This is a genomic window from Azospirillum sp. VT-I1, from assembly GCF_055698305.1.
Genome location: NZ_CP168800.1, coordinates 2,137,747 through 2,152,604, shown reverse-complemented (window position 1 = coordinate 2,152,604; position 14,858 = coordinate 2,137,747). Strand labels below are relative to the sequence as shown.

11 protein-coding genes are annotated in these 14,858 nt (G+C 68.7%); 3 read left to right on the top strand and 8 right to left on the bottom strand.

Going from position 1 to position 14,858, the window contains the following annotated elements:
• Nucleotides 1–9: 9 nt before the first annotated feature.
• Complete coding sequence (locus AB8P05_RS10390; RefSeq protein ID WP_472757879.1) at nt 10–966, bottom strand: tyrosine-type recombinase/integrase; 957 nt, start codon at nt 964–966, stop codon at nt 10–12.
• A 460-nt stretch (nt 967–1,426) separates the two neighbouring features.
• Between AB8P05_RS10390 and AB8P05_RS10385 the strand changes: the two genes are divergently transcribed.
• On the top strand, nt 1,427–2,203 hold the full coding sequence (locus AB8P05_RS10385) for a class I SAM-dependent methyltransferase (protein ID WP_472757878.1): 777 nt from the start codon (nt 1,427–1,429) through the stop codon (nt 2,201–2,203).
• A gap of 6 nt (nt 2,204–2,209) precedes the next feature.
• Entirely contained in the window at nt 2,210–3,748 is a 1,539-nt protein-coding gene (gene ubiB, locus AB8P05_RS10380) for a 2-polyprenylphenol 6-hydroxylase (RefSeq protein WP_472757877.1), read from the top strand.
• 126 nt (nt 3,749–3,874) lie between these two features.
• Here ubiB and AB8P05_RS10375 read toward each other — a convergent pair whose 3' ends face one another.
• Nucleotides 3,875–4,801: a 2-hydroxyacid dehydrogenase gene (locus AB8P05_RS10375; RefSeq protein ID WP_472757876.1), complete on the bottom strand. Its 927-nt coding sequence runs from the start codon at nt 4,799–4,801 to the stop codon at nt 3,875–3,877.
• 80 nt (nt 4,802–4,881) lie between these two features.
• Between AB8P05_RS10375 and AB8P05_RS10370 the strand changes: the two genes are divergently transcribed.
• Nucleotides 4,882–5,541 (top strand): pseudouridine synthase, encoded by a 660-nt coding sequence (locus AB8P05_RS10370; protein ID WP_472757875.1) that lies wholly within the window; start codon nt 4,882–4,884, stop codon nt 5,539–5,541.
• On the opposite strand, the gene AB8P05_RS10365 is transcribed toward AB8P05_RS10370, so the two are convergent.
• From AB8P05_RS10365 to AB8P05_RS10340, 6 genes are all read right to left on the bottom strand, one after another.
• A complete protein-coding gene (locus tag AB8P05_RS10365; protein ID WP_472757874.1) occupies nt 5,483–7,303 on the bottom strand; it encodes an acyl-CoA dehydrogenase family protein in 1,821 nt (606 codons plus the stop codon). The genes AB8P05_RS10370 and AB8P05_RS10365 overlap by 59 nt on opposite strands.
• Nucleotides 7,304–7,339: 36 nt before the next feature.
• The gene (locus AB8P05_RS10360; protein WP_472757873.1) at nt 7,340–8,266 is read right to left on the bottom strand and encodes an electron transfer flavoprotein subunit alpha/FixB family protein; all 927 of its coding nucleotides are present in this window, start codon (nt 8,264–8,266) and stop codon (nt 7,340–7,342) included.
• A gap of 186 nt (nt 8,267–8,452) precedes the next feature.
• Nucleotides 8,453–9,202: an electron transfer flavoprotein subunit beta/FixA family protein gene (locus AB8P05_RS10355; RefSeq protein ID WP_472757872.1), complete on the bottom strand. Its 750-nt coding sequence runs from the start codon at nt 9,200–9,202 to the stop codon at nt 8,453–8,455.
• Nucleotides 9,203–9,404: 202 nt separating this feature from the next.
• Nucleotides 9,405–11,057, bottom strand: a complete 1,653-nt coding sequence (locus AB8P05_RS10350; protein WP_472757871.1) for an acyl-CoA synthetase — start codon at nt 11,055–11,057, stop codon at nt 9,405–9,407.
• 170 nt (nt 11,058–11,227) lie between these two features.
• The gene (locus AB8P05_RS10345; protein WP_472757870.1) at nt 11,228–11,950 is read right to left on the bottom strand and encodes a response regulator transcription factor; all 723 of its coding nucleotides are present in this window, start codon (nt 11,948–11,950) and stop codon (nt 11,228–11,230) included.
• Nucleotides 11,951–12,025: 75 nt separating this feature from the next.
• Nucleotides 12,026–14,845: a cache domain-containing protein gene (locus AB8P05_RS10340; RefSeq protein WP_472757869.1), complete on the bottom strand. Its 2,820-nt coding sequence runs from the start codon at nt 14,843–14,845 to the stop codon at nt 12,026–12,028.
• Between the last annotated feature and the right edge of the window lie 13 nt (nt 14,846–14,858).

Sequence of the window (14,858 nt, the reverse complement as noted above, 5' to 3'; positions counted from 1 at the left end):
TCCTAGTTATCATCCCATTCCCCTCATCCCCTCCGCTGCCTTGACCACCGCCGCCCGCAGGCTGGCATCCGTCACCGTCGTGTAGATTTCCGTCGTCGAGATGCTCTGGTGCCCCAGCAGGCGCTGGACGAAGCGGATGTCCACCCCGTTCTCCAGCAGCCGGGTCGCCGCCGTGTGGCGCAGCATGTGAGGAGTGACGCGGCGGGCCAGTTGCGCATCCTCGCCAATTCCCCGAATCAGCAAGCGGAGATGCTGGGTCGATGCCGGCCCGCCCGTTCCCGTCATCAGGAACCGGTCATGGTCACGCCGCCGCGCGCCCGTCACACCCTGATAAGCCGTCACCAGCGCCGTCACCGCATCGTCGGGCAGGAACACCCGGCGCTGGCGGCTGCCCTTGCCGACGATGGTGATGACGCGGCAAATCAGATCCACATCCTCCACCCGCATGCCGGCCAGTTCCCCCACGCGCAACCCCGTGGCCAGCAGCACCTCCACCGCCACCAGGGCCGTGAAGGCGTCATGGTCGGCCTTGCGGGCGGCGCGCACTGCCTTGGTTTCGGTGATCCGGCCGGTAATCCCCGCCCCGGCGAGAGCAGCGGCCCGCAAGCGGCGCACCTCGTCGTCGGTCAGGTTGCGCGGCAGGCGGCGCGGCAGGCGGATGCGGGCGTCCAGCCGGTGGAAGGGGCTGATCTCGATCACCTCGTCCAGCTCAAGCCAGCGGAACATCACCTTCAGGCAGGCGATCCGCCGCTTGACGCTGGTTTCCTTCAGCCGCCGCACCTCGAACAGGTGGCTGAGATAGCGGCGCAGCAGCGGGCGGTCCACGACCGCCACCGCTGTCGCTGAACCGGCGAACCGCTCGAACTCGGCCAGATCGATGGTGTAGGCGCGCAGGCTGTGGGGCGACAGGTTCTTGGCGACCCGGCAGTGGGTCAGGAATTCGGCGCAGGCTTCAGCAAGGGTCATGCCGATCCACCAGAGGCTCCCACCCACGGCCACGACAGCCACAGGAATACGGGCGTATGATCTTCCCGGCAGTCAGTAGGCCAGCCCCTGGTCAATGGCAAGCACAGCCGCGCCTCCAGGCTCTTCCACCGAAAGGACGGCGAAGCAGGACAGGCAGGAATTCTCCCCATCCTTTCCCGTCGGTCGACCCCGTGATAGGATTGATTGCCTACACCCCCAGGAGGTCGCCACGGCGATGGAACATCACCGGGAAACTGTTTCACCCTGTTCCATCACCCGGCGAACCGCCGAACCACCGCCGAACCGCACCCCATGGAACAGTCTCCGAAACCTGTTCCACGATGTTCCATCCTCCCTCCCCCGCCCCTCACTCCCCCCGTCCTACGCCATTCGCCGCAGCGTCTTCCGCATTGCACGCCCCCGCTGGCGCATGGCCCCTGTGCGCGCTATCTTCCCGGCCATGAGCGACCACACCCCCGACCCGCAAAAGCCCGCGTCCGGTGCCGAAGGCAACTGGTTCGGCTTCACCCCCGTCGATCCGTCCGCCAAGTCCGGGCTGGTCCGCGCCGTCTTCGACAGCGTGGCGACCAACTACGACCTGATGAACGACCTGATGTCGGGCGGCATCCATCGGCTGTGGAAGGACACGCTGATGGAGATGGTGGCGCCCAAGCCGGACATGACCCTGCTCGACGTGGCCGGCGGCACCGGCGACATCGCCTTCCGCTTCCTGAAGAAGGGCGGCGGGGCCGCGGTGGTCTGCGACATCACCGAGGCGATGGTCCGGGTCGGGCGCGACCGCGCCATCGACCGCAACATCCTGTCCGGCGTGCAATGGACGGTCGGCGACGCGGAACGGCTGCCCATCGCCTCGCGCTCGGTCGACGCCTACACCATCGCCTTCGGCCTGCGCAACGTCACCCGCATCGACGAGGCGATCAAGGAGGCGCACCGCGTCCTGAAGCCGGGCGGCAAGTTCTATTGCCTGGAGTTCAGCCACGTCGTCCTGCCGGTGCTGCGCGAGCTGTACGACGTCTATTCCTTCCAGGTGCTGCCCTTCATGGGCCGCGTGGTGGCGAAGGACGAGGCGAGCTACCGCTATCTGGCCGAGAGCATCCGCCGCTTCCCGCCGCAGGCCGATCTGGCCAAACGGATCGAGGCCGCGGGGTTCGGCGCCGTGCGCGTGCGCAACCTGTCGGGCGGGATCGCCGCCATCCATTCCGGCTGGCGGATCTAAGTCCCCGTGTTCCGTATCCTGCGCAACCTGATCCGGATGGCCGTGATCGGCCGGACGGTCGCCCGTCACGACGCCCTGCCCACCAGCCTGCTCGGCACCGCCCCCGGCCTGCTCTGGCTGTGGCGCCGCATCGCCCGCAAGGACGTGCCCGGCCGCGAGGGCGAGCGGCTGGCCCGCGCGCTGGCCGAACTCGGCCCCACCTACATCAAGCTGGGGCAGCTGCTGTCCACCCGCTCCGATCTGGTCGGCGAGCGGATGGCCGTCGATCTGGCCGAACTGCAGGACAAGCTGCCGCCCTTCCCCGGCCATCAGGCCCGCGCCATCATCGAGGCGGAGTTCGGCCAGCCCGTCCAGGCGCTGTTCCAGAGCTTCGACGACAAGCCGGTCGCCGCCGCCTCCATCGCCCAGGTGCATTTCGCCGTCACCGCCGATGGGCAGGAGGTGGCGGTCAAGGTGCTGCGTCCGGGCATCGAAGAGGCGTTCGAACGCGACATCGACCTGTTCTACCGGCTGGCGAGCCTCGCGGAATGGGTTCTGCCCCGGCTGAAGCGGCTGCGGCTGGTCGAGGTGGTCGACACCTTCGCCCGCACCTCGCGGCTGGAGATGGATCTGCGGATGGAGGCGGCCGCCGCGTCGGAGCTGGCGTCGAACTTCAAGGACGATCCGACCTTCAACGTGCCCAAGGTCGATTGGGAGCGCACCGGCGGCCGGGTGCTGACGCTGGAGCGCATCCGCGGCTTCAAGGTGGACGAGCCCGCCCGCATCTCCGCCGCCGGTTTCGACCGCGACGAGATCCTGGCAATGGCATCGGCCAGCTTCTTCAACCAGGTCTTCCGCGACGGCTTCTTCCACGCCGACCTGCATCCCGGCAACCTGTTCATCAACGAACAGGGCACCATCACCGCGGTCGATTTCGGCATCATGGGCCGGCTGGACCGCGAGACGCGCTATTACCTCGCGGACATGCTGATCGGCTTCCTGACCGGCGACTACCGCCGCGTCGCCATCGTGCATTTCGAGGCCGGCTATGTGCCGCGCCACCAGTCGATCGAAATCTTCACCCAGGCCTGCCGCGCCATCGGCGAGCCGTTGCAGAACAAGCCGCTGGCCGACATCTCGGTCGGCCGGCTGCTGGCCCAACTGTTCGCCGTCACCGAACAGTTCGAAATGGAAACCCAGCCGCAGCTGCTCCTCCTGCAGAAGAGCATGCTGACGGCCGAGGGCGTCGGCCGGCTGCTGAACCCCAACATCAACATGTGGGAACTGGCGCGTCCGCTGATCGAGGAGTGGATGCGCGAGAACCGCGGGCCGGAGGCGCAGCTGATCGACGATGCCGGCGCCCTGCTGACCACCGTCCGTCGCATCCCCGCCCTGGTCAGCGAGGCGGAGCGGGTGACCCGCGACATCGCGGAAGGCGGTGTGCGCCTGCACCCGCACACCCTCCGCCAGATGCTGAACGGCTGGGAACACCGCCGCCGCTCCGACCGCGCCGCCCTGTGGGTGATCGCGGCCCTGCTGGCGGTGATCGCCGTCCAGATGCTGTAAGGGCCGCGACTGCGGCCCCGCAGGCCCATGCCTGCGGAGGCAAGCGGCCGGACGGCCGCGCCCGCCGATTAAGGGCAAGGAGTATGAAGCCTGATTTATCAGGCTTCATACTCGATAAGATGGTTCTCAGTAACCCCGGCTGCGGTCCACCAGATTGGGCAGCGGCCGGCCTTCGCGCAGGGCCTTCACCGCATCGGCCACCTGCACGGCGCAGAGCGACGGGTGGGTGACCCCGGCGACATGCGGGGTGACGCGGACCTTCGGATGGCGCCAGAGCGGATGGTCGGCCGGCAGCGGTTCGGTGGCGAAGACGTCCAGGCTGGCGCCGCGCAGATGCCCGCTCTCCAGCGCGTCGAGCAGGTCCGACTCGACCAGATGCCCACCGCGCGCGGCGTTGACGACCACCGCCCCCTTGGGCAGGGCGGCAAACAGCGACGCATTCATGATGCCGCGGGTCTCGTCGGTCAGCGGCAGCAGGCAGACCAGCACATCGCACTGCGGCAGCATCGCCGCCAGCCCGTCGGGGCCGGAGAAGCTCTCCACCCCCTCGATGTTCTTCGGACTGCGGCTCCAGCCCACCAACCGGTAGTCCAAGGTCCGCAGCGTGCGGGCCGACGCTGCCCCCAGCTCGCCCATGCCCAGGAAGCCGACGGTCACCTCGGAAGCCGGGCGATGGTCCAGTTGCTCCCACCGCGCCTCGGCCTGGAAGGCGGCGTACTGGTCCATCAGCCGGTGCCAGTAGAGCACCTGGAAGACCACATAGCCGGCCATGTCGAGGGTCAAGCCGTCCGACACCATGCGCACCAGCGGCACGTCGGGAAGGGTCGGATCCTCAAGGATCGGCTCCACCCCGGCGCCCAGCGAGACGATCAGCTTCAGGTTGGGCAGCGTCGCCAGCATGCCGGCCGGCGGCTTCCATACCACCGCCACCTCGATGTCGGCGATGTCGCCGGTCTCGGGCCAGACGCGCATCTCCAACCCGGGAAGATGGCGGGCGATTTCCCGGCGCCAATCCTCGGCGCTGTCGCTGGCGGAGCAGAACAGAAGCGTCACGGCCGAACCCCTGCTATCAAGAGATCATGTTGGGGTGCGAACGATAGCGCCTTTCCCGAACCGCGCAAGGAAGCAAGCCCGTGCCGCGCCTGATCCTGCTGAACAAGCCCTATGGCGTGCTGCCGCAATTCACCGACGACCAGGGCCGCCCCACCCTGGCGGAGCTGGTGCCGGTGAAGGGCGTCTATGCCGCCGGCCGGCTCGACCGCGACAGCGAGGGATTGCTGGCGCTCAGCGACGACGGCCCGCTGATCGCCCGCATCGCCTCCCCAGCCAACAAGATGCCCAAGACCTATTGGGTGCAGGTGGAAGGTGTCCCGACCGACGAGGCGCTGGAGGCGCTGCGTCGCGGCGTGACGCTGAAGGACGGCCCCACCCTGCCCGCCGAGGTGCGGCGGATGGAGGAGCCGGAGTCGCTGTGGCCGCGCGATCCGCCGGTGCGCTACCGCGCCGCCATCCCCACCAGCTGGATAGCACTCACCCTGCGCGAGGGGCGCAACCGGCAGGTCCGCCGGATGACCGCGGCGGTCGGCTTCCCCACCCTGCGGCTGATCCGCTGGTCCATCGGCGACTGGACGCTGGACGGGCTGGCGCCGGGGCAGTGGCGGGAGGTCCCCCAACCGCCCGCGACACCCGGCAAAGGGCCAAAGACCCCGGCACCAACCGGCAAGCGCGGCTCCGTCAAGCCGCGCCGAACAGCTGCTCCTCGCTCAGCGCCATCACGCTCGCGGAGCCGTTGACGACGGTCGCCCGCAGCGCCGCCGCCTTCGGCAGCACATGGGTGGCGTAGAAGCGGGCGGTCAGCGGCTTGGCCGACAGGAAGGCGGTGTCGGCATCGCCCTCCGCCAGCCGCTCCACCGCCACCTTGGCGGCGCGGGCAAGCTGCCAGCCGCCGGCGACCACGCCCATCAGCTCCAGCAGGGTCACCGACGCCGCGGCCGGCAGGCGCGGGTCCTGCTTCGCCACGCTCAGCACCCAGGCCACCGCCTGCTTGGCCTCCAGGACGGAGGCGGCCAGTTCGGCACCGGTGACCCGCAGCGCCTCGTCCGCATGGCCGGACAACTCGCCGGCCAGCGCCGCGATCTCGTCCAGCAGGCCGTTGGCCGTCGCCCCGCCGTCGCGCAGGATCTTGCGGTTGATCAGGTCGTTGGCCTGGATGGCGGTGGTGCCCTCATAGATCGTGGTGATGCGGGCATCGCGCAGATGCTGGGCGGCGCCGGTCTCCTCGACAAAGCCCATGCCGCCATGGACCTGCACGCCGTCCGACGCCAGCTGCTGCCCGGTCTCGGTGCACCAGCCCTTGGCAATGGGGGTCAGCAGATCGACCAGCAGGCCGGCCCGGCCGCGCGCCGCCTCGTCGGCGTGATGGTGCGAGACATCCACCGCGGCGGCGGCGGTGTAGAGGATGCCGCGCATCGCCTCGATCCGCGCCTTCATGCCCATCAGCAGACGGCGGACGTCGGGGTGGTTGACGATGCCCTTCGACTGACCCTCGGTCCAGCCCAGCGGCTTGCCCTGCACGCGGTCGCGGGCATAGGCCAAAGCCTGCTGATAGGCGCGCTCGGCGATCGACAGGCCCTGCATGGCGACGTTCAGCCGGGCGTGGTTCATCATGGTGAACATGTATTCCAGGCCGCGGTTCGGCTCGCCCACCAGGAAGCCGGTCGCCCCGCCCTCGTCGCCGAAGGACAGCACGGCGGTCGGGCTGCCGTGGATGCCCAGCTTGTGCTCCAGCGACACGCACTTCACCTGATTGCGGGCGCCCAGGCTGCCGTCGGCATTGACCAGGAACTTCGGCACGACGAACAGGCTGATGCCCTTCACGCCGGGAGGCGCATCGGGCAGGCGGGCCAGCACCAGATGGACGATATTCTCCGTCAGGTCATGGTCGCCGTAGGTGATGAAAATCTTCTGCCCGGTGACAAGGTAATGGTCGCCGTTCGGCACCGCGCGCGACCGCGTGGCGGCAAGGTCGCTGCCCGCCTGCGGCTCGGTGATGTTCATGGTGCCGGTCCACTCGCCCGAGATCATCTTGGGCAAATAGAGGTCCTTCAGCGCGTCGGAGCCATAGAGCTGAACTGCGTTCACCGCCCCCTGCGTCAGCATCGGGCAGAGCGCGAAGGCCATATTGGCGGAATGCCACATCTCCTGCACGGCGGTGTTCAGCAGGTTGGGCAGCCCCATGCCGCCGCGCGCCGGATCGAAGGGCAGCCCGTTCCAGCCGCCCTCGACCAGCGCCCGCCACGCCGCCCCCCAGCCCTCCGCCGTGCGGGCAATGCCGTCGGCGTCGAGCTTCGCCCCCTGGACGTCGCCGATGCGGTTCAGCGGGGCCAGGATATTCTCGGCGATCTTCGCCGCCTCGCCCAGGATGCTGTCGACCATGTCGGGGCTGGCATCCTCGAAACCCGGCAGAGCCGCCACCTCGGCCATGCCGGCGAGGTGGTCGAGGACGAAGCGGATCTCTTTCAGCGGCGGGGTGTAGGGGATCGCGGCGGCGGTCATGGGGGACCTCTTCGGGTAACGGGGGAATGAACGGGATCAGACGGCCTGCTGCAGTTCCGGCAGCGCCTTGAACAGGTCGGCGACGAGGCCGTAGTCGGCGACCTGGAAGATCGGCGCCTCCTCGTCCTTGTTGATGGCGACGATCACCTTGCTGTCCTTCATGCCGGCCAGATGCTGGATGGCGCCCGAGATGCCGACGGCGACATAGAGGTCCGGCGCCACGATCTTGCCGGTCTGCCCGACCTGATAGTCGTTGGGCACGAAGCCAGCATCGACGGCGGCGCGGCTGGCGCCGACGGCGGCACCCAGCTTGTCGGCGATGACCTCCAGCAGGTGGAAGTTGTCGCCCGACTGCATGCCGCGACCGCCCGAGATGACGATGCGGGCCGAGGTCAGCTCCGGACGTTCCGACTTCGACAGCTCGGCCGAGACGAAGCCCGACAGACCGGGGTCGGCTACGGCGGCGACGCTCTCCACCGGGGCGCCACCGGTGGCTGCCGCCGCCTCGAAGGCGGTGGTGCGGACGGTGATGACCTTCACCGCGTCGCCGGACTGCACGGTGGCGATGGCGTTGCCGGCATAGATCGGCCGCTCGAACGTGTCGGCGGAGACCACGGCGGTGATGTCGGAGATCATCGCCACGTCGAGCAGTGCGGCGACGTGCGGCAGCACATTCTTGCCGGCCGACGTGGCGGCGGCGAGGAGATGGCTGTAGCCGGGGGCGAGCGAGACCAGCAATGCTGCGACCGGCTCGGCCAGGGCATGCTCGTAGGCGGCATCGTCGGCGAGCAGCACCTTGGCGACGCCGGCCAGCTTGGCGGCGGCATCCGCGGCCGGGGCGGCGTTGCGGCCGGCGACCAGGATGTGGACGTCGCCGCCGAGCTTGGCGGCGGCGGTGACCGCGTGGGCGGTGGCGGGCTTGAGGGCGGCGTTGTCGTGGTCGGCAAGGATCAGGATGGGCATGGGGCGGGTCCTTGGTTGGCGGGTGGCGAGGTGTCGGCTGTGGTATGCCCCCTCCCCATCCCTCCCCGCTTCGCGGGAGAGGGGGTAGGACGCTTGGCGGCGTGACGTGATTGCCAAAGCGGCGGCAGTTCCCTCTCCCGCGAAGCGGGGAGGGTTAGGGAGGGGGCACCCCGATACGACCAGTCCTCAGATCACCCGCGCCTCGTTCTTCAGCTTGTCGACCAGGGTGGCGACGTCGGGCACCTTGATGCCGGCCTGGCGCTTGGCCGGCTCGGCCACCTTCACCGTCTTCAGCCGCGGCGTCACATCGACGCCGAGCGCGTCCGGCGTGACGGTCTCCAGCGGCTTCTTCTTCGCCTTCATGATATTCGGCAGGCTGGCATAGCGCGGCTCGTTCAGGCGCAGGTCGGCCGTCACCACCGCCGGCAGCTTCAGCGACACGATCTCAAGCCCGCCGTCGATCTCTCGCGTCACCGCCACGGTGTCCCCGGCCGGTTCGACCTTCGAGGCGAAGGTGCCCTGGCCCCAGCCGAGCAGGGCGGCCAGCATCTGGCCGGTCTGGTTGCAGTCGTCGTCGATCGCCTGCTTGCCGAGGATGACGAGGCCGGGGGCCTCCTTCTCGACCAGCGCCTTCAGCACCTTTGCGACGGCCAGCGGTTCGGTGGTCACGTCGGTCTGCACCAGGATGGCGCGGTCGGCACCCATCGCCAGCGCGGTGCGCAGGGTCTCCTGCGCTTGGGCCGGGCCGATGGAGACGACGACGATCTCGGTCGCCTTGCCGGCTTCCTTCAGGCGCACGGCCTCCTCGACAGCGATTTCGTCGAAGGGGTTCATCGAGAACTTCACGTTGGACGTCTCGACGCCGGACTGGTCGGTCTTAACCCGGATCTTGACGTTGTAGTCGACGACGCGCTTCACGGCGCAGAGGATCTTCATGGCGCGGGTCCCTTTGAAATTGGGCGCAGTGCGGGCATGGGAGAGCGTTGGCCCCCACCCCATCCCTCCCCACCTTCGGTGGGAGAGGGGGCAGGACGCTTGCGGGAGTTCTTGCAAAGGAGTTGCGGCAGTCCCCTCTCTCCTCGACCGGCCGCAGGCTGGTCCGATAGGGGAGAGGGTTAGGGAGGGGGCAAAGTGCCCCTTACAGCGCCTCGGTCTGCTTGCGCAGGACGTATTTCTGGATCTTGCCGGTCGAGGTTTTCGGCAGCGGGCCGAACACCACCGTGCGCGGGCACTTGAAGTGAGCCATGTGGGCGCGGCAGAAGGCGATGATGTCGGCCTCGGTCGCGGTGGCGCCATCCTTCAGCGTGACGAAGGCGCAGGGCGTCTCGCCCCACTTCTCGTCATGGCGGGCGACGACCGCGGCCTCCAGAACCTCAGGATGCTTGTAGAGGACGTCCTCCACCTCGATGGACGAGATGTTCTCGCCGCCGGAGATGATGATGTCCTTCGACCGGTCCTTGATCTCGACATAGCCGTCCTCATGCCAGACGGCGAGGTCACCGGTGTGGAACCAGCCGCCGGCAAAGGCCTCTTCGGTCGCCTTGGGGTTCTTCAGGTAACCCTTCATGACGTTGTTGCCGCGCATCATGATCTCGCCCATCGTGCGGCCGTCCTTCGGCACCGGCTCCAGCGTGAAGGGGTCGGCGACGATCACCGCCTCCAGCATCGGGCCGCGCACGCCCTGGCGGGCCTTGATCGCCGCCTTCTCGTCCAGCGACAGGCCGTCCCAGCGGTCGTGCCAGACGCAGACCACGGTCGGGCCATAGCATTCGGTCAGGCCGTAGACATGGGTGACTTCCCAGCCCATGCGCTCCATCCCGGCGATGACGGCGGCGGGCGGCGCGGCGCCGGCCACCATCACCTTCACCGTCTGCTCGATGCCCTGCTTCAGCTCGGCCGGCGCATTGTTCAGCATGTTCAGCACGATGGGCGCGCCGCAGAAGTTGGTCACCCGCTCCTCGCGGATCAGCTTCAGCACGGCGTCAGGGCGGACCTGACGCAGGCAGACGGCGGTTCCGGCGGTGACCGCGATGGTCCAGGGGAAGCACCAGCCGTTGCAGTGGAACATCGGCAGCGTCCACAGATACACGGGCGCGTCGCCCATGTTCCAGGACAGCGCGTTCGACACCGCGTTCAGGTAGGCGCCGCGGTGGTGATAGACGACGCCCTTCGGGTTGCCGGTGGTGCCGGAGGTGTAGTTCAGCGCGATGGCCTGCCATTCGTCAGCCGGCAGGGTCCAGGGATGCTCGGTGCCGACATCGCTGATGAAGGCTTCGTAATCGCGGTCGCCGATCAGCTCGCCGCCGCTGTAGGTCGGGTCGTCGATATCCACCACCGGGATCGGCGCATCCAGCAGGGCCAGCGCCTTCTTGGCGACGCCGGAGAACTCTCGGTCGACGATTAGGATCTTCGCCTCTCCGTGCTTCAGGATGAAGGCGATGGCCTCGGCGTCCAGGCGGGTGTTGACGGCGTTCAGCACGGCGCCGGCCAGCGGTACGCCGAAATGCGCCTCGAACAGTTCCGGCGTGTTGGCGGCCAGCATGGCGACGGTGTCGCCGGTGCCGATACCCACATTCGCCAGCGCCGCGGCCAGACAGCGCACGCGGACGAGGGTCTCCGCCCAGGTCCGCCGGACCGGGCCGTGGACGACCGCCAGCCGGTCGGGCCACACGGAAGCGGCGCGCTCCAGGAAGGTCAGCGGCGTCAGCGCGACGAAGTTGGCGGCGTTGCGGTCGAGGTCGCGTTCGTACGGATTGGCGCTGGGATTGACTGCGGCGGCAGTTTCACTCATCGGACCGTTCTCCCCAGAGGTTCTTGTCGCGCGCCGGCATTGGGCGCGGCGGTGTTGGAAACAGCCTGTACCAGATCAGCTTTGCGCAACTTTCTCAGGATTATGACCAATTGTTATTGGAGTTGTTGCGGCGCCGGGCAAACGAGGTGCCCCGTCCATCGTAATCCAGGTCACCGTATCCAGGTCACGTCGCCGGCGAACAGGTATCCGGCGCCATAGACCGTCTTGATCAGCCGCGGCGCGCGGGGATCCTCCTCGATCTTCTTGCGGATGCGCGACACGCGGACATCGATGCTGCGGTCATAGGGGAAATCGTCGCGATCCTGGTCGGGGCCCTGCAGATGCTCGCGCGACAGCACCCGCTTGGGCGCCTTCAGCAGCGTCAGCAGCAGCGAGGCCTCCGCCGCGGTCAGGCTTTCCTGGCGTCCGTCGTCGGCGCTCAGCGTCAGGTTGCCCAGGTCGAACACCCAGTTGCCGAAACGCGCCCGCGCGGTTTCCGCCGGCGCCGCGGCACCGGTCAGCTGTTCGCGCCGGCGGATGGCGCTGTTGACGCGGGCGACCAGCTCCCGCGGCTCGAAGGGTTTCACGATGTAGTCGTCGGCGCCCAGTTCCAGCCCCAGGATCCGGTCGGAGGTGCCGCCGCGTCCGGACAGGATGATGACGCCGAAGCGCACGTCCTCCCACAATTCGCGGACCAGCGTCAGCCCGTCCATGTCCGGCAGGCCGAGATCGACAAGGCACAGGTCGGGCGCCTGGCGCTGGATCGCCGCCCGCGCCTCCCGCCCGCTGGCCCAGCAGGACACCTCGTAGCCGTACCCCTCCAGCACCTCGGTCACCAGCCGGCGGATGTCGGCCTCGTCCTCGACCAGATAGATGCGCTTTTTCTGCACCACGCGCGTTTCCCCTCGGCACTCGTCGCCCTGGTTTTCCAGGTGCATTTTCCAACTGCGTTCATCCGGCCGATCATATCAGACCGGCGCGGGTTGGGCGGCGTGGCCGATAGCCGCCACCAGATCCCGCTTGTCCCATGGCTTGTGCAGTATGACTGCATCGGCGGGGATGTCGCCATACTCGACGGAAAATCCGCTGACCAGCACCACCCGCATCTCCGGCCGCAGCAGCCGGGCGCGCCGCGCCAGCTCCACCCCCGACAGGCCGGGCATGACGATGTCGGAGACCAGAAGCGACAGCCCGTCGATCTGCTCCACCAGTTCCGCCGCCTCGTCGCCGCTCGCCGCCTCCACCACCGAGAAGCCGAGGTCGACCAGCTGCTGGCGCATCACCTGCCGGACGTCGTCGTTGTCCTCCGCCACCAGCGCCAGCTGGCCGGACCAGCCGCCGCCCTGCGGTTCGGCCAGCGCCGGGTCGGCATCGAGCAGGCGGGCCACCGGCTCGGCGCGCGGCAGCAGCAGGGTGACGGCGGTCCCCTCCCCCGGCCGGCTGTCGATGCGCAGATAGCCGCGCGACTGCTTGACGAAGCCGTAGACCATCGACAGCCCCAGCCCCGATCCCAGCGCCTTGGTGGTGAAGAAGGGCTCCACCGCGCGGGCCAGCGCCTCCGGCGTGAAGCCGGTGCCGGTGTCCGTGACGCGGATTTCCAGGTAATCGTCGGGGCGGACCGGTTCGTCGAAGGCCAGCGCCTCCTCCACCCGGCGGACGCCGACCGCGATGTCGAGCCGGCCGCCGTTGGGCATGGCGTCGCGCGCGTTGATGGCGAGGTTCACCAGCGCATTCTCCAGCTGGGTCTGGTCGGCGATGGTCCAGCATTCCCGCCCCTCCTCCGGCACGCCGATGGCGATGGAGCTGGGGAAGGAGCGGCGCAGCAGCACCGCCATGTCACGCAGCAGCCCGCACAGCTCGATCGGCTCCGGCTTCAGCGGTTGCTGGCGGGAGAAGGCGAGCAGCCGGGCGGTGATGTCGGCGCCGCGGCGGCCGGCCCGCTGGGCCGGCTCCAGATAGGCGTCCAGACCCTTGACCGCGGCATAGCGCTCCCGCGCCGCCGCAAGGTTGCCGATGATGATCGACAGCAGGTTGTTGAAGTCGTGCGCCAGCCCGCCGGACAGCTGGCCGACCGCCTTCAGGCGCTGTGCTTCCACCAGCTGGCGTTCGGTCTGCTTCTCGTCGGTGATGTCCAGCGTCAGCACGAACAGGCCGGTGACGATGCCCGTCCCGACGGCGCCCTCTTCCGCCCTCCTCTCGCCACCATGGCCCTCACCACGATGGGGGATCAGCGTGGTCTTGGTCACCATCTCGCGGCCGTCGCGCGGGAAGGCGTATTCGAAGGTCACCACCTCCCCCGACAAACAGCGGTCGAGATGGGGGCGCAGCACCGCCATGGCGCGCCGGCCGACGACCGCGGCGACGTCGCGGCCGATCACCTCCGCCTTGTCGCGGCCGACCAGCTCGCCCCAGCGCAGGTTGGCGAAGGTCAGCCGCCCGTCACGGTCCAGCCCGGCGATGCAGGCGGGAATGGCGTCCAGGATCACGCGCTGGCGCGTCTCCGCCTCCGCCAGCGCCGCGGTGCGGTCGCGCACCCGGCTGTCCAGCGTGGCGACGGTGTCGCGCAGCTGCCGGACCATGCCGTCGAAGGCCGATGCCAGCAGCCCGATCTCGTCGCCGCGGCGGATGCCGCTCTGCGCGCCGAGATCACCGGCCCGCACCTGCACCGCGGTGTCGGCCAGCCGGCGCAGCGGCCCGACCAGACGCCCGACCGCGATATAGCCCAGCAGGCTGCCCGCCGCCATCAGCGCCATGCCGATGGCGAGGATGCGGTTGCCCAGCACCACCGACGACCGCCGCAGCTCGTCCACATAGACCGACGAGGCGATGTACCAGTCGAACCCTTCGAAATGCCGGACCCAGCTGATCTTCTCGTAGGCGTAGTTGCCGGGATCGTCTGGCTTGTCCCACAGGTAGGTCAGCGGCTCCCCCTTCGCTGCGGCAGCCTTCAGGTCCTCGGCGATCGGGCGGCCGGTGGCTGAGTTCAGCCGGTCGCCGAAGGCGGTGCCTTCGATGTTCGAATTCGGGTGGATGATCATCCGGTTCGCCGAATCGAAGATGTAGAGATAGCCGGTGCGGGCGATCCGCAGCTTGCGCAGCGCCTGGCGCAGATCCTCGATGGCCTCGGCCTTGCGCCGCTCCACCTCGGCATCGACGTCGGCCAGATAGGCGCCGGTGCCGACGATGATGCCGCGCCTGGGCAGATCCTTGAAGAAGCTGAGCTTCGGCGCCCGTTCGTCGCCGTTGGGGCGCCACCACGGATAGGTCTGGAAGCCCTCCCCCTCCCGCTTGGCGGTGGCGACGATGGTGGGCAGGATGTGGCGGCCCAGATTGTCGCGCAGGTCGTCGGACTTCCGCCCCTGATAGTCCGGCGACGGATGCGACAGGATCACCGAGTCGTAGCCGATAGCCCAGACATAGTCGCCGTTGCCGTAGCGGAAGGCGTGCAGCCCGTCCATCGCCTCGCGCCGCGCCTCCTCCGCCGTGATCTCGCCGCGGTCGGCGCGGGCATGGACATGCTCGATATAGCCGACCGCCAGTTCGAGCACGTCGCGCAGGCGGGTCTTGTAGGACTCCACCGTGGTGCTCCGCTGCTCCTCCAGCCCGCCGCGGATGCGGCTGACCAGTTCGAACACGTTGTCGAGGATGGTGCGGCTGGCGTCGCGTTCGATCTCGTAAGCCTTCTCCTCGATGAAGGGGACGGAGAAGACATAGGCCGCCGCCGAGAACAGCCCGAGCGAGATCAGGATCGCCGAGAAAAGCCGGAGGAACAGGGGCGAGCGGATCATTTTCCGGACGGGG

Bases quoted from the DNA above. Each gene is read 5' to 3' on its own strand.
- AB8P05_RS10390 (WP_472757879.1), bottom strand. From the start codon at position 966: ATGACCCTTGCTGAAGCCTGCGCCGAATTCCTGACCCACTGCCGGGTC.
- AB8P05_RS10385 (WP_472757878.1), top strand. From the start codon at position 1,427: ATGAGCGACCACACCCCCGACCCGCAAAAGCCCGCGTCCGGTGCCGAA.
- AB8P05_RS10365 (WP_472757874.1), bottom strand. From the start codon at position 7,303: ATGACCGCCGCCGCGATCCCCTACACCCCGCCGCTGAAAGAGATCCGC.
- AB8P05_RS10360 (WP_472757873.1), bottom strand. From the start codon at position 8,266: ATGCCCATCCTGATCCTTGCCGACCACGACAACGCCGCCCTCAAGCCC.
- AB8P05_RS10355 (WP_472757872.1), bottom strand. From the start codon at position 9,202: ATGAAGATCCTCTGCGCCGTGAAGCGCGTCGTCGACTACAACGTCAAG.
- AB8P05_RS10350 (WP_472757871.1), bottom strand. From the start codon at position 11,057: ATGAGTGAAACTGCCGCCGCAGTCAATCCCAGCGCCAATCCGTACGAA.
- AB8P05_RS10340 (WP_472757869.1), bottom strand. From the start codon at position 14,845: ATGATCCGCTCGCCCCTGTTCCTCCGGCTTTTCTCGGCGATCCTGATC.